At 33.4% G+C, this 20,920-nt stretch carries 22 protein-coding genes and 1 pseudogene; 22 read left to right on the top strand and 1 reads right to left on the bottom strand.

What is annotated here, in order from left to right:
* Positions 1-180: 180 nt before the first annotated feature.
* From HNQ37_RS05295 to HNQ37_RS05285, 3 genes are all read left to right on the top strand, one after another.
* Positions 181-1,065 carry an Rgg family transcriptional regulator gene (locus HNQ37_RS05295; protein WP_246415603.1) on the top strand — a complete coding sequence of 295 codons (885 nt, stop codon included), beginning with the start codon at positions 181-183 and terminating at the stop codon, positions 1,063-1,065.
* A 67-nt stretch (positions 1,066-1,132) separates the two neighbouring features.
* Positions 1,133-1,462, top strand: coding sequence for a radical SAM protein (locus HNQ37_RS08695; protein WP_183540017.1), 330 nt, complete (start codon positions 1,133-1,135; stop codon positions 1,460-1,462).
* Positions 1,463-2,140: 678 nt separating this feature from the next.
* The gene (locus HNQ37_RS05285) at positions 2,141-2,344 is read left to right on the top strand and encodes a hypothetical protein (RefSeq protein WP_183540013.1); all 204 of its coding nucleotides are present in this window, start codon (positions 2,141-2,143) and stop codon (positions 2,342-2,344) included.
* Here HNQ37_RS05285 and HNQ37_RS05280 read toward each other — a convergent pair.
* Positions 2,327-2,713, bottom strand: coding sequence for a hypothetical protein (locus tag HNQ37_RS05280; protein ID WP_183540011.1), 387 nt, complete (start codon positions 2,711-2,713; stop codon positions 2,327-2,329). The two genes, HNQ37_RS05285 and HNQ37_RS05280, sit on opposite strands and share 18 nt — an antisense overlap.
* A 314-nt stretch (positions 2,714-3,027) precedes the next feature.
* On the opposite strand from HNQ37_RS05280, the gene HNQ37_RS05275 reads away from it, so the two are divergent.
* The 19 genes and pseudogenes from HNQ37_RS05275 to sufU all read left to right on the top strand — a co-directional run bounded on the left by HNQ37_RS05275 (position 3,028) and on the right by sufU (position 20,889).
* The gene (locus HNQ37_RS05275; RefSeq protein WP_183540009.1) at positions 3,028-3,552 is read left to right on the top strand and encodes a hypothetical protein; all 525 of its coding nucleotides are present in this window, start codon (positions 3,028-3,030) and stop codon (positions 3,550-3,552) included.
* Positions 3,545-4,570, top strand: coding sequence for a radical SAM protein (locus HNQ37_RS05270; RefSeq protein ID WP_183540007.1), 1,026 nt, complete (start codon positions 3,545-3,547; stop codon positions 4,568-4,570). Before HNQ37_RS05275 ends, HNQ37_RS05270 begins: the two co-directional genes overlap by 8 nt.
* A gap of 38 nt (positions 4,571-4,608) precedes the next feature.
* A complete protein-coding gene (locus tag HNQ37_RS05265) occupies positions 4,609-5,649 on the top strand; it encodes a transglutaminase-like domain-containing protein (protein WP_183540005.1) in 1,041 nt (346 codons plus the stop codon).
* Between the two features lie 30 nt (positions 5,650-5,679).
* Positions 5,680-6,285, top strand: coding sequence for a PH domain-containing protein (locus HNQ37_RS05260; RefSeq protein ID WP_183540003.1), 606 nt, complete (start codon positions 5,680-5,682; stop codon positions 6,283-6,285).
* Between the two features lie 153 nt (positions 6,286-6,438).
* Positions 6,439-7,078 (top strand): annotated as a pseudogene (locus HNQ37_RS08690) (IS30 family transposase).
* A 26-nt stretch (positions 7,079-7,104) separates the two neighbouring features.
* Positions 7,105-8,688, top strand: coding sequence for an ABC transporter ATP-binding protein (locus tag HNQ37_RS05245; RefSeq protein WP_183539997.1), 1,584 nt, complete (start codon positions 7,105-7,107; stop codon positions 8,686-8,688).
* A 149-nt stretch (positions 8,689-8,837) separates the two neighbouring features.
* A complete protein-coding gene (locus HNQ37_RS05240) occupies positions 8,838-9,098 on the top strand; it encodes a hypothetical protein (RefSeq protein ID WP_183539995.1) in 261 nt (86 codons plus the stop codon).
* A 247-nt stretch (positions 9,099-9,345) separates the two neighbouring features.
* On the top strand, positions 9,346-9,681 hold the full coding sequence (locus HNQ37_RS05235; protein ID WP_183539993.1) for a hypothetical protein: 336 nt from the start codon (positions 9,346-9,348) through the stop codon (positions 9,679-9,681).
* A 9-nt stretch (positions 9,682-9,690) separates the two neighbouring features.
* Positions 9,691-11,325: a MutS-related protein gene (locus tag HNQ37_RS05230; protein ID WP_183539991.1), complete on the top strand. Its 1,635-nt coding sequence runs from the start codon at positions 9,691-9,693 to the stop codon at positions 11,323-11,325.
* A 595-nt stretch (positions 11,326-11,920) separates the two neighbouring features.
* Positions 11,921-12,082 carry a hypothetical protein gene (locus tag HNQ37_RS05225; RefSeq protein ID WP_183539989.1) on the top strand — a complete coding sequence of 54 codons (162 nt, stop codon included), beginning with the start codon at positions 11,921-11,923 and terminating at the stop codon, positions 12,080-12,082.
* The gene (locus HNQ37_RS05220) at positions 12,079-12,435 is read left to right on the top strand and encodes a hypothetical protein (RefSeq protein ID WP_183539987.1); all 357 of its coding nucleotides are present in this window, start codon (positions 12,079-12,081) and stop codon (positions 12,433-12,435) included. The genes HNQ37_RS05225 and HNQ37_RS05220 overlap by 4 nt, the downstream gene beginning before the upstream one ends.
* A gap of 473 nt (positions 12,436-12,908) precedes the next feature.
* Positions 12,909-13,433, top strand: coding sequence for a GNAT family N-acetyltransferase (locus HNQ37_RS05215; protein WP_183539985.1), 525 nt, complete (start codon positions 12,909-12,911; stop codon positions 13,431-13,433).
* Between the two features lie 184 nt (positions 13,434-13,617).
* Positions 13,618-15,213: an Nramp family divalent metal transporter gene (locus HNQ37_RS05210; protein ID WP_183539983.1), complete on the top strand. Its 1,596-nt coding sequence runs from the start codon at positions 13,618-13,620 to the stop codon at positions 15,211-15,213.
* A gap of 503 nt (positions 15,214-15,716) precedes the next feature.
* A complete protein-coding gene (locus HNQ37_RS05205; protein ID WP_183539981.1) occupies positions 15,717-16,160 on the top strand; it encodes a universal stress protein in 444 nt (147 codons plus the stop codon).
* Between the two features lie 607 nt (positions 16,161-16,767).
* Positions 16,768-17,550: a Fe-S cluster assembly ATPase SufC gene (sufC, locus tag HNQ37_RS05200; protein WP_183539979.1), complete on the top strand. Its 783-nt coding sequence runs from the start codon at positions 16,768-16,770 to the stop codon at positions 17,548-17,550.
* 4 nt (positions 17,551-17,554) lie between these two features.
* Entirely contained in the window at positions 17,555-18,820 is a 1,266-nt protein-coding gene (sufD, locus tag HNQ37_RS05195; protein WP_246415601.1) for a Fe-S cluster assembly protein SufD, read from the top strand.
* The gene (locus HNQ37_RS05190) at positions 18,820-20,040 is read left to right on the top strand and encodes a cysteine desulfurase (protein WP_183539977.1); all 1,221 of its coding nucleotides are present in this window, start codon (positions 18,820-18,822) and stop codon (positions 20,038-20,040) included. The genes sufD and HNQ37_RS05190 overlap by 1 nt, the downstream gene beginning before the upstream one ends.
* A gap of 1 nt (position 20,041) precedes the next feature.
* Positions 20,042-20,419: a PNPOx family protein gene (locus HNQ37_RS05185; RefSeq protein WP_183540015.1), complete on the top strand. Its 378-nt coding sequence runs from the start codon at positions 20,042-20,044 to the stop codon at positions 20,417-20,419.
* Positions 20,419-20,889, top strand: coding sequence for a Fe-S cluster assembly sulfur transfer protein SufU (sufU, locus tag HNQ37_RS05180; protein ID WP_183539974.1), 471 nt, complete (start codon positions 20,419-20,421; stop codon positions 20,887-20,889). Before HNQ37_RS05185 ends, sufU begins: the two co-directional genes overlap by 1 nt.
* The last annotated feature ends 31 nt before the right edge of the window (positions 20,890-20,920 follow it).

Raw genomic sequence — 20,920 nt, 5'->3', positions numbered from 1 at the left:
CAAGTACATCTTGGATCTCATAAGCTCAGGATGGGCTTTAAAATATAAACAAAAATTCAGTTTTGAAGATTTACAGCCAATTATTTGACACTTACCAGCTCCTTTTATAATTTAGTGATATAAATAACAATGGTATAATGTTATAACATTATTTTAATAATATTTTAAGATATTGAATATATGAAAGAAAATATACAAATGGATAAAAAATTAAATCTAAAAATTGGAGAAACCTTTGCTTTGATAAGAAAGGCCAAAGGTTTAACCTTAAAGGATGTGACTACTGGTGAGTTTTCAGAGGCTCAGCAGTCAAAATTTGAGTCAGGGGAGTCGGATATTACGGTTAGTAAATTCTTTGTTTCACTTAAAAATTCAAATGTGTCTTTGGATGAATTTCAAACAATTTATGACAATTACACTGCGTCGGAAAATTATTCATTCAGAAGAGAGTTATCTCAAGCTTATGTTAAAAGAGATCTCGTAAAGTTAAAATCAATGGTTAAAGAATGGGAAGGTAAATCAGCTAATTTTCCAACTCGAAAGTATTATAAGATTGATGAAAAGGTAGTTAGAGCTATTTTAGCACTTGCGTCAGGCTCAAAAATCATGAAGGAAGATGTTCTATTTATAACTGATTACCTAGATGATGTACAAGAATGGGGTAGATATGAGCTATGGATATTTGGTAACTGCTTAAACTTTTTTGATAATACTATGTTGTCTTATTATGGCTCGTATATATTAGGGAGAACTAATTTTTATCATACGATTCATTTAAATCAACAAATTGTTATCAGAACACTTTTAAACATCATTAATGTATGGTTATTACGAAGTGATTTGGTCCAAGCTTTTAAATATATTAATCATTTAAGAGCAATGGAAATCTCATCAGATTTTTTTTATGAAAAAATAATGTTAAAGTATCATGAAGGGCATTATGAGTATCTTCAAGGATTTAGGGAAAAAGGAAAAAAAGAAATGCAAAAGTGTGCCGACACTTTAGAATATTATGGAGAAGTTGATCAAGCAAGAAATCTAGAAAAGGAGATTGAAAAATTATAGCGTGTTTCATATATTCAAATTGAATATTTAAAAAATTTAAAATAGGGTAATATAGGATTAATTTGGGATACCAAGTTATCCTTTTTATATTGAGGTTGAGTATTTAAAAAATCCAATAGACGTTAAATGGTTTATAACAAGTCGTTGTAATTTAAGGTGTAAATTTTGTTATTTAGAAGATTACGTTGGTCATGATCTTAGTTTTGATGAAGTCAGTAATATCTTGAAAATAATTAAGGAGAAAGAAATTGTCCAAGTTTCTTTGTTGGGTGGAGAACCAGCGGAATCAAAATATTTTGATTGCATACTTAATAAATTGGAAAAGTCGAAAATTTATTATTCTTTCTCTACAGATGGACAGAATTTCTTGAGAGAGAGAAAACGTCAAATTTTTTAGAAAATTCTAAATATTTACGAGAAGCGCGAGTATCGCTTGAATCTCCAATTATGAGAATAAATGTTGCAGTAATAAGAGGGAGAGGAACACTAGAGAAGGCCCTTAAAAGTATATCTGTGTTAATGAAAAAGAAATTCCAGTGTGTTTAGCAATGGTTTTGACTAAGAAAAATAAACACACCATTCAAAATATGTTGAAACTTGCAGGAGAGCTTGGAGTTTCTGAAGTAAGATTAATGCCTTTGTGCCCTTAGGGACAGAGGGAAAAGTTAACAAAAGATTATTCATATCTTATGATGATTTACTCGGTTAATTTTCTGATGTCTAAGGTTAGACAGAATTTTTTTGGAGAGAAGGTGAGTCCAATGTACTATTTTTGATTATGTTAAAAGCATATCTCTATCTATAGAGTATACTTAGTCGTTTAGTAAAGGAAAATTGCAAATTTTAAAAAGAAGTACACAATGAATAATAATTTTGAACAATTATTTAATAATATCAGATGGTAACAGATGATGAACTTATGGAAATCAATGGTGGCGGATGGAACGATTGGCTTAATATTATAAGCATCATTGGTTATGCTTATAATACTGCAACAGGAAATTAATTATATTAATATCATAATGGTATAGGAATTGATTTTAACTTCTATACTTGCATTAAGGCAGGGGCTGTTATGAAAGAGTATTTCGTAACTGAAGGAAATAGTAATAACTATGCAGGTTTAAATTACATGTTTAAATCGGTTATAGATGTTAAGTATTATGAAGAAGCCAAGAAAAATGTTCAAGTATCAGACACCACTTCAGATGTATCGGGGTGGCTAATTAAATTTGCAATTTGCCATACTTTTCCGATATTATCAAGGTATTTTCAATAAGGGGTACATATTTTTTTCTAAAATTTTCCCCCATTTTGGATCAAGGATTGTATTATACAAAATTTGCAACCAATCTCTTTTTTCATATAGAAGGGGAAGTATTTCATGAGAAAGAAAGACCGCAAAATCATGGCGTTCCCCATTGACAAACTCATTAACTGACTCTTCAATTTTTTTATCAACTAAATAGTGAGCTCTTTCTAGTATTTCATTAGGTATTCTAAAACAGTATTTGTAAATACTCTCTCTACGTATACCAAGACGAGAAGCTATCATTTGTAAAGTGATTTTATTGACACTCGGAGTTTCTTTTGCAATGAGGAAAAAGGTATCGATAACTTTCTGTTGGTTGTCTGTTGTTATTATCATAAATAAAAATCTCGTTTTCGTTAATTGTTATCACAAAATGCCTTCTAATTTCAATAAGTTATTGAAAAAATATAAAAATAGGAAACAAGTGTTTCCTAAAATCTCATAAATAAAATCATAACCATCTTATATTACTGTATTACTGCTTTTTATTTAATAACTATATATTTATTGGAAACAGATGAGTATTAATAAGTTACATTATCCACTTAGTTCTATGCTACATTATCCACTTAATTCTATGTCAAACTAACGTAAAAGATATTAGAAATTGTTCTTAATATCAAAAGCTAATTTAAAAAGGAGGCCTTATTATGACCAACAATACTCGACTTTTTGGAGAACCACTCAAAAACTTCAATAATGAATCCAATTTTAATCTGGATGTATCCTCTGCTATGACTGCAGCTTTCGATTATGAAAACAGTGCTATTATTACTGATTTGCCCAGTCCTGTAGAATTTATGAAAAAATTTCGTTTAGACTCTAATGTTACATTAAATAATGCTTATGGAATTCCTGTGAGAATGGAGAGCAAAGCTGCGGTAAACGTCGGTGTTTTTGTTAATGCTGCAGCTGGATTAAATGTTGGAACAGTTGCTGTGGGAGCGACCTTTGTAGTGCTTGCATTAGCAGTTATTGTAGCTGGAGCAGTTCTCGTTCTTGGAGGAGAAAAGCCCAATCAAAACAGCGCCATTCTCAAATCCGTTAATCAAAATTACTTTAGTAGTCTGGTAAGTGCTGCTATGGAACGAGGAGGCTTAAAATTTGCAACAAGTGTTGTAACCGAGTTCATTTTGTATGTAAAAGAATATAATGGTATGGAAAGTTATGAATAATATAATTGAGCCTAATCCTGAAATGGCTGCAGTTTTAATGACCTATCAATGTGTGGCTCGGTGTGATGAATGTTGTTTTTCTTGTGGGCCCCATTTACAAGGGACGTCTTTGAATTTTGATAAAGTGAAGTATTTTCTGGATCAAATCAAAGAGATACCATCAGTAAAAATTGTTGTTTTTTCTGGTGGAGAATGTTTTATTGAATTTTCTTTATTAGTACAGAGCATCAAGTATGCTAATGACTTAGGACTAATGACAAGATGTGTAACAAATGGCTTTTGGGGTAAATCTTTAGGCTTAGCCAGAAAAAAAGTAGCAGCTTTGCACGAGAGTGGCTTAACAGAAATAAACTTTTCTACAGGAGACAGTCATCAACAATATATCCCTGTAGAAAGTGTATTAAATGCTACTATTGCGGCTACAGAAAATGAAATCACAACTTGTATTTCTGTTGAATCAAATAAAAGCAAAAAATTTAAAGCAAATGATTTTATAAATCACCCACTATATCAACAATATATTGCAAATACTGAAAACGAAAAATACTTGCAACTTTTATCAGCCACGTGGGTTTCTTTCCATACAGATACAATATACCAATATGATGAATCTGTAATGGATGATTCTATCGAGAGCGGCTGTGAAGGGATTTTTGATACAATTGCTTTAGAACCAAGAGGCGACATTATGGCTTGTTGCGGACTTACTGTCAACGACATTGAAGAATTTCACTTGGGCAAGCTTGAAAATTCAAAATTAAAAGAAATATTCGAGAAACATCATAATGATTTTTTAAAAATTTGGATTTTCCTAGATGGTCCTAAGAAGATAGTTGAAGTTGCCTCTCAATGGTTAGGGGAGCAACCTCCTATCTTTGCACATAAATGCCTATATTGTGCGTATCTGTACAATAATAAGGACTTGCTTAGTGCCATTAAAGAGAATTATTACATTTTAAAAGATGATGTACTTTCAAGATACACTCAGAAAATGGTTATTGAAAAAGCGATGTCTTAATTATTCTAAATCTATGTTTTATTCAAGGAGAAATTAAAATGATTAAACATTCTATTGGTGGTTTTTCGCTAATTTTATTAACAAGTTTGCTTTGTTTTCCAATGATTTCTAAAGCTCAAACTATAAATCAAAGAAATCATGATTTTGATAAGGTAGTGAAGGATGGATCTCATTTTTTCAAAAAAGCACCTAGATTTAAATTAAAGCTAATAAATTCTCAAATTAATTCAAATTACCAACCTAGATCGCTTGATGCTAATCAGGAACAATTGATAATGAAGTCAAGTCCCAACACGATTTCTGAAACTCAACTATTTAATCTTACTGATAAAGAGCTTGCTGTTAATTATGATTGGTATGATTATAATATACTACATGCTTTTCAAGTACATTCGGTATTGCCAATAGAAAAAGGTTTTTCTGCAATTAAGCTTGAAAATAATCAAGGTGAATACGTTCAGGCTCAGTATTCAAAAAGTCAGATACAAACTGTGTATAATATAATGTATGATTTTTCAGTGGCACTAAAAGGTAAGAACAGTAAGTCACAAAAAGCTGATGCAATAGTTCAGCTTATTGATGATAGATTACAATATTCTACTGATGATTCAAACGAAGCACAAAAAAGTGGAGATTTATATTCACGAGGACTTGCTATAGGGGTATTACAATCTTATGTTTCTGTACCTCAAGACGACTATGGTGCAGGATTAGAAGCCTATAATATAGGAGGTGGTGTATGTCAAGAATATACTGAATTGACTCAACTTGGATTTTTATATGCTGGTCTTCAATCGGTTGTAGTAGATAACATCACTCCTGAGCTTTATGCAGCTTCGTCAGCTGGAGAAGCTAATTATTTGCATACATGGAATGAATTAAACCTTGGTGGTTCATGGTATGGAGCAGATAGTACTTGGACAGATACTGGACAAAAAGGGGGGTATGACTCTAACTGGGAGGTTTTTTCTGAAAACCAATCTTTGCTGAACGACTTTTATATCTCTCTTCCAGCCTATGGTATTGATAATTATCCTCAACATACTGCTATAGCAAATGCTCAGACATTAAGAAATTAGGGAAAATATAATCAATGAAAGGAGAACTGTATGCCAAGTAATGAAATTAATATCAATCAGTCAACTATGGATGTAAATCCTTTAGGGATTTCTAGACTTTTAGGCTTTAAAGGTCACTTTAGTATTCCATTTACGCATATAAAAAGTATTACAAGAGATTATGGCATCCTCAACAATGGAGGAGGTTGGCGGGTTGCAGGAACTAGCTTTTTTGGTAATAATAGTGGTTTATATGACAAAGATGGAGTAAAAGCTTATGTTAATATTAAAAGACATGAGGAGCCTGTTTTAATTGAAGTAATTGATGAAGAAGTAAATCAGTTAGTATTAGGAGTTGAAAATCCTCAGAAATTTATTGAGGAATTGAAAGAGAAACAACCTCAAATTGTATCAGATGCTTCAAAAGGGAACGTTGTCCCCTCAAAAAAGGTAAGTAATGCATATAAAGCAGTTTACTATATGTCAAATTCAGCAATTGCTTTGGCTATTCCTGTGGTAATTTTGGGGATAATTAGTGGTGTTTCTCCTTCTCTTGCAAACATCACGATACCTCTGGTACTCATTTTAGGAGCTGTGATTGTTGTGCTTATTATTGCAAGCCTAATTATTTCAGTAATAAATAGAAATCAAAAATAAAGGTGATTTTGATAGTAAGGCATACATAAGAAGATGTGAGCTTTACTTTTTCTAAAGATGGCAATTGTAAAATTAGTTTAGCCACCTTAAGAAAAAAATACCTGAATCTCTTAGACTTGAGTTTGTAAGAACAAAAAGTAGAAAAGGATTCAGATGCAAGATGATTCTATCACAAAAGGCAAAGAAATTACTTATGCAGAACGTCAGTTGATTGAACGTTGGCACAACAAGGAGAAGCTAAGTAATCGTCAGATCGCTCAACTCTTAAATAAAGTCCCTCAGACAATTCATCATGAACTCAAGCGGGGGACAGGTTCAACTAAAGACCAAGACAAGGTACTCTGCAACTCACGCACATGAATGCCACAGAGCCAATAAAAGTCACTGCGGTCGTCGTTCTAAGCTCACTTCGGCCCTCAATGAAACCATTCGTTTAATTCCAGATAAGTCTGCCCAATCCGTCAATACGGCACTCTTAGCACTTCAAAAGGAAACTCAGTTCGAATCTCTTACTTCAGATAATGGGCGTGAATTTGCCCGCCTTCATGAGGCGGTGACTTGTCCGGTTTACTATTGTCATGCCTATGCCAGCTTTGAGCGTGGAAGCAATGAGAATCATAACCGCATGATAAGACGTTTCTTATCCAAAGGAACAAAACAAACAACAGTTCAGGCTGTTTCTAAAATTGAGACTTAGATGAATCATTATCCAAGAAAAATGTTTTCGAGTATCAGACACCGCTTCAGATGTATCGGTGTGGCTAAATTAAAGTTGCAATTTGCCTTTTTCTAAAGATATTAATAATATGGAGATGCCTTATGAAAATAAATTATAAAAATATATTTGTGAAACACAAATTTTTGCTTTTTATTTTAGGAATATTCATATTTTTACAGGTAGTAGTCAGTACAGTTTTTCCCTATATCACGAAATTCATTATTGATAATGTGTTGGTAAGCGGTCATCTACAGAACTTAAGGACGATTTTAATAATAACTATGGTATTGGTTGTGTCCTTGATTCCTATTAACGTAGCTATTAGTTACTTTTCTTCTAAATGGCTTCAGCTCATTATCTTTGATTTTCGGCAAAAGATTGCTGAAAGATTTCTGGATTCAAAAGAAAATTCTAAAAATAATGGGCTGTTTATCAATACTATTATCAATGACTGTGAAGTTATTGGGAACCAACTTCTTTCAATATTATTGAATAGCATTCCAAATATTCTCCTTATCATTCTTTATATGGTTGTCCTGCTTAGTTTAGATTTAAAATTGACTCTTTTGATTTTATTGACCATCCCTGTTTTTGTATTCGTATCTTATATCACTTCTAAAAAAGTTTTTACTTTATCAAAAAAGCTTCAAGAATACCGAGATCGGCTGATTGGCTTCTTAAATGCTTATGTGCGTAATAAATTATTAATTGATCTGTACAAATTAAAAGATGTAGAACAAAAAGAATTCACTAATTCAGTAGAGCAAGTCAAAGATGTAAACATTAAAACAAACACCATATTATCATTTTTGGGTAATATTTCAGGACTTTTAACAGTGATTATCCCACTGATTACCTTGTTTTTTGGGAGTCTTTTGGTAGTTCATCATCAATTATCATTAGGTTCATTAGTTGCTTTTAATAGTTATTCAGCAATGCTGTTCTTACCAGTAGGAAAATTATTAGATATTCCCGCATTATTTTCTCAAATGAAAGTTTCGATTGCTCGGATTGAATCGTTAAATTTTTCAAGCGAAACTTATTCTTTGGGTGAGTATAAATTTTCAACTTTGAAAGATAAAGAGTTACTGTTTGTAAAAAATTTTATACCATATGTAGAGCACAAAGCCCTATTTACTAAAAGGCTCTCGTTTTCGCTTTTGGAAGAGGATATTCTTAGAATTTCAGGGTCAAACGGAGTGGGAAAGTCTATTTTATTAAAAACATTAGTAGGTTACCATGAAAATTTTGAAGGAGAAATAAAAAAGAAACCTGATAGTCAGATTGTTTATGTTCCACAGGAAAATTTTTTATTTGATGGTACTATTAAAGACAATATGATTAAAGGAATTGAGTCTTACGAAACAGACCAATTACTTAGGCTAATTAATACCCTGAGTTTTGAGTTACCATTATCACAGGAGGTGTCATCAGTCACAATAGCGTTGAGTAGTGGACAGTTGCAAAAAATCAAACTCATTCGAGCGCTATTAAGTAAACCAAATATTTTGATTTTGGATGAAGTATTATCTAATCTGGAAGATTCTGTTGTTTTTAACTTCATCTCTTATATTAAGGAAATGAAGATGACAACAATATTTATATATCATGGGAATTTTGATTTGTTTTTGAACAAAACTGAGTATCACAGCATTGATTTAAATTTATATATTGGCAAATTGTAAAATTAAGTTAGCCACCTAAAGCAATAAAAAAACACCTGAAACCTTCTCAAGGAGACAGAGGCAGCCATTGACGTGTGAGAGCCACTAACGTTTGTATACTTATCGCATGAAGAAACAAGGCCGACGTTGGAGTGAAGCTAGGGCTCGCAATGGTTAAATTACTCAGCGCAGGTCAAAATCAAAACTTTAACGCCTACACTGATTATGACTCACTTCCAGAAATTGAGGTACCAGCTTACGACTGGCACCACCTTTTTAAATCTTATCGGAAGCCAACTTCAGAACTCAAGAAGGTGATGAAATGGATTACCATTCCCCTTGTCAAGCGCATTTTGGGCCTCAGAAGCTCAGAAGGAGCTTCAACATTTAACCCAAAATTCAGTTTTGAAGATTTACTGCTAATTATTTGACACTTACCTGACGTTCTGCATAAGTAATTTCTTTGCCTTTTGTGATAGAATCATCTTGCATCTGAATCCTTTTCTACTTTTTGTTCTTTCAAACTCAAGTCTAAGAGATTCAGTTGTTTTTTTCTTGCTTCAGGTGGCTAACTTAATTTTACAATTTGCCAAAAATTATTATTTAATGATATTTTTGAAAAGAAATTAAAACAAGAAAGTTTATCGAATATTTAATATAATAAGTATAAGGAGATACGTGATTAAGAAATATGATATTGTTAAGAGACATGATATTGCTGATTTTTTCATCGTGTGGACTATTTTAGAGTTTGGCTTATCCCTCATTTTATTATTACTGTTTTTACCAGAAACAATAAAAATAAATTTTGGGTTTATACTGACAAATCAACCAACTTCTGGAAGCAAATTCAATGTTTTAGCGTTACCTGTTTCTATGTTATTCGTTTCAGGTGCTTTAAAATATTCTTTGAGATATTTTAACCCTGTATTAAAATATTTGTTGATTTTTTTGAATGTTGTAGCATTGATAGGAACTAGTTTTTTTCTTATTCAACTTTTTATAATCAGATAAGGAGAGGTAATGGTATTCGGGATTTTTATTGGTATAGCGTTTGTTTTCTTGTCGTTGTCAGTTAATTTGATAACGAATTACTTTGAAGCGCAAAAGACAAAAAAATCCTTGAAAAAGATGTGGGGAACTCTGCTTCATACTCAGAAAAGACGGGGAGACACAGTTGATAGCCTCGCATCTAGTTTTTTAGTTCGGAAAAAAAATATTCTTTATGATTGCTATATAGACGACGATACATGGGATAATTTAGATCTACAACAAATTTTCTCTCAAATAAATAGTACCCAAACTAGTTTAGGTGGAGAATTATTATATTCAAAAATGAGATTACTCAAGTTTTCAATAGATGATGATTTTGAGAATTTAAAATCATATCTTTTGGAAAATGAGAGTGTAAGAGAGAGAATCCAGAATGTACTGGCAAAATTAGGAAAGAAAAACAACAATTTGACATTTCAAATTGTATATGGCTCAGGATTACAAAAAGTTAGATATGATAGAATGTACATAATATTGGGGTTGTTACCAGCACTATCTCTTCTTACAGCTTTTATAAATAACATACTTGGTTCTTTGATATTTATTTTTAGTGTTTCCTTTAATATTATATTCTATGTATTTAGAAAATATTCATTAGAGCTTGAATTAGAAAGAATGTCATATTTAGTACGAATTATTCATGTGTCAAATGTTTTAAAAAAGTTAGATTTTCCAGATAGTAATGTTCTTGCTCGAGATTTGAATAAATTTAAAATTTTGAATTTTTTAGGGTATGCTTTTAATTATAAAACAGACGTTTCTGAAACATCAATAATATTTGAATATATTAATGCGATATTTATGATTCCTTTTATTGCTTATTCACAATTAAATAGTAAATTATTTAAGTACAACGATTCTATAAAAGAGATTTTGGATATAATATCAAATTTGGATGCTGCTATATCAAATTTGAATTACCTGGAATACAGCATTTATCACTGTAAACCAATATTTTCTAATGAAAAGGGTTTAAAAGCAAAAGAAATATATCATCCTCTTTTAAAAAATCCAGTTAGTAATTCTATTAAATTTTATAATAATATCGTTATTAGTGGAGATAATGCATCAGGAAAATCAACCTTTATGAGAACGACCGCTATAAATTGTATTCTGGCTCAAAGCTTGAATTTCGCACTTGCTAAATATTTTTCGTTATCATACGGAGGAGTATCAAGTTCAATAAACATTGGTGATAACGTTATGAATGGGGAAAGTCATTTTGTTGCAGAAGGCAAGCGAATAAAGATTTTGATTGATAATTTGTCATCTGATAAATTTAATTATCTATTTTTAGATGAAATTTTTAGTGGCACAAATTCAGCTGAAAGAGTATCTATTGGGACTAGCCTTATGAATTGGTTAAAAAATGAGAATTGTTTGTATATGATAACGACTCATGATATTGAACTGATAAAATCAGGCATAGATTTTAATAAATATTATTATTTTACTAGTTCACAAACTACAAATAAGAGTGATTATAAAATTAGGGAAGGTATTTCTACAACTACAAATGCAATAGCTACTCTTGAAAATTTAAACTACCCAAATAAAATAATTTCCGAATCGAAATTAAAATTGAAAGAGTTTATTACTGTTTAAAATTTTAGTTCTAATGCATAATTAACATAAAAAGGTATTCATCCGTCATTGAGGGAAATAGTGTCAAATTGCATACATTTTTGTCAGTTTATAACTGATAGAAAAATTATAAAATAGGGATATAAAAGGATTTGCTAAGATGAATAGTAACACAATATTACTAAGGTAGTTTTCAAAACGTTAAACAGATTGGCTCTGTGTCAACGTTCTTGGAACTTATTTGTCGAAAATTGTCGAAAATATTTAACTATCCGATAAAGAATTTAACAAATTTAAGGCATGTGTATCTTGCAGATGTTTTTTCCTTGGAGTAATTGTAGATAGTACCCTTGTGTTGTTTGAATAGAACTATGTCCTAGCCTTTGAGAAATGTAATCTATGGAGACTTTGTCATTTATTTAGATCTTATCAGAAACCAACTTCAGAGCTCAAGAAGATGATGAAGTGGGATTTACACTTCACTTTACCAAGCGCATTTGGCCCTCAGGAGCTCAGAAATAGCTTTAACATCTAACCAAAAATTCAGTTTTGAAGATTTACTGCTAATTATTTGACACTTACCACATCTGAAGAGATTACCCATAGAGGAATTGACTTGTTAAGTGCAATAGGTGTCAAATATCTATATGATATGAAGGATTATCAGGGAGCTTATAAAATTTATATAGAGTTAGAAGATAGTGATTCTAAAGATCTTTTAAAACAAGAAGCTTATATTTTAAAATTTTTACAAATTAAAAATGGAGAACAAAAATGAGGGCAAAATTAGGAAATGATACGGTTGATGTTTGGAAGATTACAGATAAAACACCCACTGATGCTTGGGTAAAAGAAGCATTTGAGAGTCATAAAGTTTTTTGGGATGATGAAATGGGAGGACTTCCAATGCTGGCAACCTTTTTTATGAAAGAAGAAAGTGTAAAAAAGATAAATAAATTAGTTGTTGGGAAGCGACCACGACAATTTCTATTACTTGATGCTAGAGATTCAAATGGTGCTTTCTTGGGAGGAAACTTAAGAGCTTCTATTGGAGATTATCTTTACAAAAGGGGAGAACTCTATCAGTTCTGTTCTGAAAAAGTTTTTAAGCGAGATTTCATATTAATATAAACTTTAGATGGAAAATTGTAAAAATAAGTTGGCTACAAAAAAATGGCAAATTGAAAATTTAATTTAGCCACCTGAAGTAAGCAAAAAGCAACTGAATTTCTTAGACTTGAATTTGAACGAAAACAAGCAGAAAAGTAATTCAGATGCTAAAATAATTTCACAATTTTCCATAGAATCATAACTTAAAAATATGGACCTCAGTATGATTGGAAAATTAAGGATGTGTTTATATAAATATTTTTACACCTAATAATTGAACATATGCTAGTTCAAGTGATGCTATTCTAAGTTTCCTGAAATGTGTATTGCATTTGGTGCAAGATTAGATGATAATTATAAGTCGAAATTATTTTTACCTTCTTGAGAGAAAATAAAATAATATACGAAGTTTATAATAAGATGCAAAAAATGAGTTGGAAAGTAACTTGACCATAATTGGTAATTGAAGTGTTTTTAGACCTAGGAGGATGTTTATGGAGTATAAAATTAGAACGTTGAATATAGAAGACAAGAATCGCTTTGAAAAGTTTAACAATGATTTACTTAAGGAAAAAAATTCTGGTTTTAGGTATTCTTTATCAACGATAAAGGAGATCAATAACTATGAGGAATATTTAGTAGAAAGAAATAAATTAGAGAATTATACTATTATTCCTAATTATTCAACAATGACTACTTTTTATTATTTGGATGGTGAAGATATTTGTGCAAAAATTGATTGTAGATGGGAGCTTGATAAAGGAAATCTCTCAACTGAAGGAGGTCATATAGGTTATATAACCTCCCCAAATTTCAGAGGCAAGGGTATAATGTATAAACTTTTGACTTTTGCATTAACTAAATATAATAAACGGAACATTAAGCAAGTTTTTATTACAGCGCTAAAAGATAATAAAGCTAGTAGGGCTACCATAGAAAAAGTTGGTGGGATATTGGAGTCTTATTACGAGAGAGAAGATGGGGAAATTATTGCTAGATATTGGGTAACAACTACCTAAAAAGGGTTGAAATAAATTTGATATGACATCCAAAAGTTGGACTTTATAAATCTAACTTTTGGAGCTCTTTTCTTATGAGTAAGTATTCGTTTGATTTTACAATTTGCCATCAGAAAAAACATAATTATTTTTTGTTATAATTAATTTGAGAAACTTTATTAGAATATTTTGAAGAAGGGAAAATTTGGCAAAAAAAAAGAAAAAAGGAATTGTACAACTTCATTATGCCAACGGCAGATCTTTAGGTGAAATTAATGGAACAGTTGAGGTTCCCAGAGATAAAGGTTTCTTGAAGACACTTTTTATGTATTCAGGTCCGGGAGCATTGGTTGCCGTCGGATACATGGATCCTGGTAACTGGTCCACATCTATCACCGGTGGACAAAATTTCGGTTATCTCCTCATGTCGGTTATTTTGCTTTCTAGCCTTGTGGCTATGTTGCTTCAGTATATGGCAGCTAAGCTAGGCATTGTGACCCAAATGGACCTAGCGCAAGCAATACGTGCGAGAACTAGTCAATCTTTGGGGATTGTACTTTGGATTTTAACGGAGCTTGCGATTATGGCAACGGATATTGCGGAGGTTATTGGAGCTGCAATTGCCCTTTATCTCCTCTTTGGCATACCGATCATTGTTGCGGTTTTCATCACAGTTCTTGATGTTCTTTTACTTTTACTACTAACTCGAGTAGGTTTTCGAAAAATTGAGGCAATTGTAGTTTGCCTAATTCTTGTTATTCTGCTTGTTTTTGTTTATCAAGTCGCATTGTCCAATCCAGATTGGTTGGGGGTTGTTAAAGGACTGATACCAACAAGTCAAACGTTTGCTAATCAACCACAAGTCAATGGAATTTCGGCCCTCCAAGGTTCATTGGGAATTATTGGAGCAACCGTTATGCCACACAATCTTTACCTACATTCAGCTATTTCTCAGACACGTAAAATTGATCACAATGATGAAGAAGATGTGGCTCGAACAGTTCGATTCACGACTTGGGACTCTAATATTCAGTTAACTTTAGCATTTGTGGTGAATGCATTATTGCTTATTACAGGAGTTGCAGTTTTTAAGTCAGGAGGTGTTAAGGACCCATCTTTCTTTGGACTTTATCATGCACTTTCTGATGCAAATTCTTTAAGTAACGGTGTTTTAGCTTCTGTAGCTAAATCAGGAGCATTATCGGCACTTTTTGCTGTAGCACTGCTTGCTTCGGGGCAAAACTCAACAATCACTGGAACATTATCTGGGCAGGTAATAATGGAGGGGTTTGTCCACATGCGTATACCACTCTGGCTAAGGCGTCTTATAACACGATTACTTTCAGTTATTCCAGTACTGATTGCTGTTCTTTTGACTGCCGGACAATCTTCAATTAATGAGCACATTGCATTGAATAATTTGATGAATAATTCACAAGTTTTTCTTGCTTTTGCTTTACCATTTTCTATGTTACCGCTTCTTATGATGACAGATTCGCAAGTGGAAATGGGAGAACGATTTAAAAATGGGTTGTTTATTAAAGCTTTGGGATGGATTTCTGTCATTTCCTTGACCTTTCTAAATTTAGAAGGTTTACCCGCAGCGATTGAAGGCTTTTTTGGAAAAAATCCTACTGTGAATCAAATTACTATTGCACATGGCATTGCTTACTTATTAATTGTTGTGGTATTGGCATTGCTTATTTGGACGATAATTGAATTGTATAAGGGAAATAAACGTTATGCTGAAAGTGAAACTTTTAAAAAATCAAGAGAGATGAAGGAAAAGAAAGATATGTGAATATTTTTGAATTCTTGTTTATTTTCTATTTTATTATTCTTGTTTGACTGTTTTTTCAAGTTAATCGGTATTCTTATTCTACATGTAGAATTATTGATGGGGCATACCTTGAATTTCATTTCTTTTTATACCGACGGTGGTAATAGTCAGATATTTGAAATATTCTTGCCTTTATTCCTTATAGCATGGCACACTGTTCAGCATCAATGTAAAACGCTAGTCTTTTGGTAAAAAGTTTGGAATTATTCTATTGACTGGTGTGATTTTTGAGTTTTTGCAGTTCATTTTGAAATTGGCGTAACCGATGTGAACGATATGCTAATGAACGCGCTGGTGTTATAATTGGATTTGAGATTTATGAGTTTCTGAAAAAATATCAAATTCAACGAGAAGTTAGATAAGTTGTTAAATTGAATTTTGTTTGTGATACTTGTAATCTTTGTTCTGTTTGTCGGTAGTATGATACTTCATCGACTATAGTTACTTTAGATTTTGGAGAAAAAATGGATAAAACTGAGGAATTTAAGCGGATTTTAGTTGGGGTAGATGATTCAGAAGATGCTCAAATGGGCTTTCGTTATGCAATCCGTGAAGCTAAAAAAATAGATGCAACATTAATAATTACTTCAATTCTTGAAGGAAATGAAATGAATGTATATCAGGCACTTGATAAGGATCATGTGCGGAGCGAACGTACAAAATTAGAGGAAAATATCAAGGCTTATCAACAACGTGCAAAAGAAGCGGGAGTTGAGAAAGTGGAAGTCATCGTAGAAGAAGGTATTGCGGGCGCAGTGATAGTCAAAAAGGTTATCCCTGCTTCCAAAGCTGATCTTCTTGTTATCGGGTCAAATTCAAATAAGAAAAAAGGTCTCAAACGTTTGCTAGGCTCACAAGCGGAATATATTGCTAAAAATTCACCAATTTCTGTGATGATTGTGCGGTAGTTCGCGGTTTAATTATTTAAAAGATTACGAGTTTACAAATTCGCAATTTTTTTTAATATTCTCAATAACGGATAAATCTATCGGTGAGTAGGAAGAGAAGTTGATTGGGAGATGGAGAATTTATCAAGTCAGATAAAAACAGGAACGTAGTAATAATTGAACAAAGAGTTTTGATGAGATTTAAATTGATTAAGAAACCAATTTCTGAATCATTAGAGCTAATTTATTAGGATGTTAACTTTAATAAAGGAAATAGTTGCTAAAAGAGATAGGTGGCGGCTTAAAGCTCAGTCAGTTTGAGGTTAACACACCCAAGCTTATTTTAGAAAGTTTAGCTGGTTAGCTTTATCAAAATTATAGGCTAGAATAAAAAAATATTAATAAAAATGAAGATATTTGAAGAAAAGATGGACAATCAGTCTTGTGAATTTGTTAAATTCATTGCAGTTAGGAACCTTTGGAACTGTGAAAAAGTTATACAAAAGGTGAGGCTTTTTGTTATAATTAGTTTTGTAAAACATTTTTGACACTAAATCTAGTGGAATTAGTATCGGATTGAGAAAAAGCCTTGTCTGCCCGACATGGCTTATAGATAGAAAGGCTATTTATGACAACTTTAGAGATAAAAGATCTTCACGTCGGCGTTGATGAAAATGGGGTTCATACGGAAATCCTGAAGGGAATCAATTTGACTTTTAAAACAAATGAAGTTCATGCCATCATGGGACCTAACGGAAACGGTAAGTCAACATTGTCAGCTGCAATTATGGGTAATCCCCATTATCATGTGACAAGTGGATCAATCCTCTTTGATGGCAATAATATCGTTGATCTTCCGGTAGATGAGCGTGCACGTTTAGGCCTCTTCCTTGGAATGCAATATCCATCTGAGATTCAAGGAGTGACAAATGCTGAATTCATGCGTGCGGCAATCAACGCCCGTCGTGCTGAGGATAATAAGATTTCAGTCAGGGATTTTATTAAAAAACTTGATAGAAATATGAACTTGCTTAATATGAAGGAAGAAATGGCCGAGCGTTATTTGAATGAAGGTTTCTCAGGTGGAGAAAAAAAACGTAATGAAATTCTTCAATTAATGATGCTTGAACCAACTTTTGCTATTCTTGATGAAATTGACTCAGGTCTTGACATTGATGCTTTGAAGGTTGTTTCAAAAGGTGTTAATGCTATGCGTGGTGAAAACTTTGGTGCGATGATAATTACTCATTACCAACGATTGCTTGACTATATCACTCCAGATTATGTTCACATCTTAATGGATGGTAAAGTGGTGAAGACTGGTGGTGCAGAATTAGCTCAACGACTTGAAAAAGAAGGTTATGCCAAGATCGCAGAAGAACTTGGGCTTGATTATAAAGAAGAGGTATAAACTTATGGGGGAAGTAAATAAAGAGATTAAAGCTTTTTCTGAAAGTCATGCTGAGCCGGAATGGTTGTCAGACCTGCGTCAAAAGTCTTTTAATGATGCTCAAGTTCTTGAATTACCACGCATCGAACGGGTCCGTTTTAATAGCTGGAAGCTTGACAACATCACACTTGCTGAGTCTGATGAAAACAATTCTGTAGCTAGCTTCACGGAGATTCCAGATTATCCTCTGTTGGTTCAAGCTGGTACAAATACAGTTTTAGAACAAATATCACCTGAATTAATCGAAAAAGGTGTCGTTTTCACTGACTTTTATTCTGCCATAGAAGAAATTCCTGAAATTATTGAAAAATACTTAGGATCAGCTATAGCAACTAATGAAGATCGTTTGACGGCTGCCCATTATGCCGCTTTTAATTCTGGTATGGTGCTTTATGTGCCTGATAACGTTGAAGTTGATTCACCAATTGAAGCTATTTTTTATCAGGATGGTTCAGAGGCGATAAATTTTAACAAGCACATTCTAATCATCGCCGGACGCAATTCAAAGATTAACTATTTGGAACGTCTCGAAACCAAAGGTGAATCAATAGCTAAGGTGACTGCATCAGTAGCAGTTGAAGTAATAGCTTTAGATGGTGCTCAAGTCAAATTTTCTGCAATTGACCGTCTTGGTGTTAATGTCACCGCTTTTGTTAGCCGTCGAGGTCTAATTGGGAATGATGCAACGATTGATTGGTCAATAGGTGTCATGAATGATGGTAATGTAATATGTGATTTTGACAGTGACCTTAAAGGAAATGGATCTCATGCTGAATTAAAAGCTGTTGGTATTTCTATGGGCAAACAGATCCAAGGTATTGACACACGTGTGACTAACTATGGTAAAAATTCAGTTGGTCATATTCTCCAACATGGGGTTATCCTTGAAAGAGGAACGTTGACTTTCAATGGCATTGGTCACATTATTAATGGTGCAAAAGGTGCGGATGCGCAACAAGAATCACGTGTTTTGATGCTGTCTGATAAAGCCAAAGCTGATGCTAATCCCATTCTTTTAATTGATGAAAATGATGTCACTGCAGGCCATGCAGCCTCTATTGGCCAAATTGATCCAGATGATATGTATTATCTTATGAGTCGTGGACTTGATGAGCAAGCAGCTAAAAAATTAGTAATTCGTGGATTCCTTGGGTCTGTTATAACAAACATTCCTGTCAAGTCTGTCCGTGAAGAATTTATAGCTACAATTGATCGAAAGTTGGGAATTTAATGTTAGACTCTGAGAAAATTATCAAAGATTTTCCAATCTTAGATCAAGTTGTCAATGATGAAGCTTTGGTCTATTTGGATAATGCAGCAACGACTCAGAAACCAAAACAGGTACTTGACGCTTTGAAGCATTATTATGGAAATGATAATGCTAATGTTCATCGTGGTGTACATACATTGGCTGAACGTGCAACGGCTAAATTTGAAGGGGCACGTGAAAAGCTTCGTTCTTTTATTAATGCGAGGTCAGCTAAAGAAATACTTTGGACGAAGGGGACGACTCAATCTTTAAATTGGGTGGCCCAATTTGCTCGTCAAGTTTTACAACCCGATGATGAAATTTTGATTACGGTGATGGAACATCATTCGAATCTTGTTCCTTGGCAACAAGCAGCCAAAGCGACAGGAGCAAGTCTGAAATTTGTATACTTAAAGGATGGGAAACTTGATCTAAATGATTTGGCTGCCAAACTCACAAGCAAGACTAAGTTTCTATCTATTACTCATGTGTCAAATGTTCTTGGTGTAATTAACCCGGTTAAGGAGATTACTAAGCTTGCTCATCAATATGGAACATTGGTTGTTGTGGATGGTGCACAGTCTACACCACATATGGCTATTGATGTCCAAAATTTAGATGTTGATTTCTTTGCCTTCTCTGGTCACAAGATGATGGCACCAACAGGTATCGGTGTGCTCTATGGTAAGCAAGAACTTTTGGAAAAATTTGAACCAATTGAATTTGGTGGTGAGATGATTGATTTTGTTTATGAGGATCATTCAACATGGACAGAGCTACCTTGGAAGTTTGAAGCTGGTACCCCAAATATTTCTGGTGCAATTGGGCTTGGTGCAGCGGTAGACTATCTCAACTCAATCGGAATAGATGCTATTCATCAACATGAGCAAGAGTTGGTTGACTACATCATGCCAAAGATGAGAGCAATTTCAGGCTTGACAATATATGGCCCTGAAGATAATTCACTACGTACGGGTGTGATTGCTTTTAACATTGACAATCTACATCCACATGATTTAGCAACAGCACTTGATATGCAAGGTATTGCGGTTAGGGCTGGTCACCATTGTGCTCAACCCTTACTCAATTATCTGGGAACATCGGCTACTGCACGAGCTAGCTTCTATTTGTATACAACAAAGGACGATTGCGACAAGCTAGTTGAGGGAATTTTACAAGCGAAGGAGTTTTTCAATGTTTGAGATTTTGACAGATAAATTTTTAGAATTACTAAAATATGAAGGCGAAGTGGCTTTGACGAGTTGGGGATCTGAAGCGTCCCCACATGCAACTGGAACTTGGATCTCTTACTTAACTTTGACCAAAAATGGTTATCTATTGGCACCAGCTGCGGGCTTTAAACACTTTGAAGCAGATATCGCAATCAATGATACCGTACTTGCTTTATTAGCGGTTCGTGAAGTATCTGGGTTTAACGATTATCCTGGAATTGGTTTCCGGTTGACGGCAAGGGCAAAGTTATTGTCTAAAGGTTCGGATTATGAACTTGTCAAAGACAAATATCCTTGGTGTAGGCAAGCATTAGAATTAAGGCCGATGGAATTGGAGCAATTATTATAATGGCACTTAGTAAATTAAATGAACTCTATGGCTCAAAATTTGAACAAATGGCTATTCGTGACCATGCAGATCATCCAAGAAATGCTGGAAAGCTACAAGTTGGTTGTGTTGTAGATCTAAATAATCCTACTTGTGGTGATGTGATCCGTCTGACAGTGAATTTAGAAGAAAACAAGGTTAAAGATATTGCTTTCTCTGGACATGGTTGCACCATTTCAACGGCCTCAGCTTCAATGATGACAGAAGTAGTCTTAGGAAAAAGTAAAGAAGAAGTTCTGGAATTGGCTGACTTGTTTAGCAAAATGGTGACTGGGCAGGAAGAATTGGATCTTGATAACTTAGGTGATGCCCTATTTTTAAAGGGGGTTGCCAAGTTTCCACAGAGGGTAAAGTGTTCAACCTTACCTTGGAATGCCTTAAAAAAGGCATTGGAAGTTGGCTCTGCCAATCTTTCAGAAACACATGAATAAAAGCTGAGTAAGATGTTAGAAAGTCAAGCAC

Source organism: Lactovum miscens, from assembly GCF_014202895.1.
In the GTDB taxonomy this organism is placed as follows: domain Bacteria; phylum Bacillota; class Bacilli; order Lactobacillales; family Streptococcaceae; genus Lactovum; species Lactovum miscens.
The sequence above is the reverse complement of the archived record's forward strand: the minus strand, read 5'-3'. Positions and strand labels throughout refer to the sequence as shown.

Excerpts from the sequence above, each read along its gene's own strand:
- HNQ37_RS05295 (WP_246415603.1), top strand. The coding sequence starts at position 181 with ATGAAAGAAAATATACAAATGGATAAAAAATTAAATCTAAAAATTGGA.
- HNQ37_RS05285 (WP_183540013.1), top strand. The coding sequence starts at position 2,141 with ATGAAAGAGTATTTCGTAACTGAAGGAAATAGTAATAACTATGCAGGT.
- HNQ37_RS05280 (WP_183540011.1), bottom strand. The coding sequence starts at position 2,713 with ATGATAATAACAACAGACAACCAACAGAAAGTTATCGATACCTTTTTC.
- HNQ37_RS05275 (WP_183540009.1), top strand. The coding sequence starts at position 3,028 with ATGACCAACAATACTCGACTTTTTGGAGAACCACTCAAAAACTTCAAT.
- HNQ37_RS05270 (WP_183540007.1), top strand. The coding sequence starts at position 3,545 with ATGAATAATATAATTGAGCCTAATCCTGAAATGGCTGCAGTTTTAATG.
- HNQ37_RS05265 (WP_183540005.1), top strand. The coding sequence starts at position 4,609 with ATGATTAAACATTCTATTGGTGGTTTTTCGCTAATTTTATTAACAAGT.
- HNQ37_RS05260 (WP_183540003.1), top strand. The coding sequence starts at position 5,680 with ATGCCAAGTAATGAAATTAATATCAATCAGTCAACTATGGATGTAAAT.
- HNQ37_RS05245 (WP_183539997.1), top strand. The coding sequence starts at position 7,105 with ATGAAAATAAATTATAAAAATATATTTGTGAAACACAAATTTTTGCTT.
- HNQ37_RS05240 (WP_183539995.1), top strand. The coding sequence starts at position 8,838 with ATGGTTAAATTACTCAGCGCAGGTCAAAATCAAAACTTTAACGCCTAC.
- HNQ37_RS05230 (WP_183539991.1), top strand. The coding sequence starts at position 9,691 with ATGGTATTCGGGATTTTTATTGGTATAGCGTTTGTTTTCTTGTCGTTG.
- HNQ37_RS05220 (WP_183539987.1), top strand. The coding sequence starts at position 12,079 with ATGAGGGCAAAATTAGGAAATGATACGGTTGATGTTTGGAAGATTACA.
- HNQ37_RS05215 (WP_183539985.1), top strand. The coding sequence starts at position 12,909 with ATGGAGTATAAAATTAGAACGTTGAATATAGAAGACAAGAATCGCTTT.
- HNQ37_RS05205 (WP_183539981.1), top strand. The coding sequence starts at position 15,717 with ATGGATAAAACTGAGGAATTTAAGCGGATTTTAGTTGGGGTAGATGAT.
- sufC (WP_183539979.1), top strand. The coding sequence starts at position 16,768 with ATGACAACTTTAGAGATAAAAGATCTTCACGTCGGCGTTGATGAAAAT.
- sufD (WP_246415601.1), top strand. The coding sequence starts at position 17,555 with ATGGGGGAAGTAAATAAAGAGATTAAAGCTTTTTCTGAAAGTCATGCT.
- HNQ37_RS05190 (WP_183539977.1), top strand. The coding sequence starts at position 18,820 with ATGTTAGACTCTGAGAAAATTATCAAAGATTTTCCAATCTTAGATCAA.
- sufU (WP_183539974.1), top strand. The coding sequence starts at position 20,419 with ATGGCACTTAGTAAATTAAATGAACTCTATGGCTCAAAATTTGAACAA.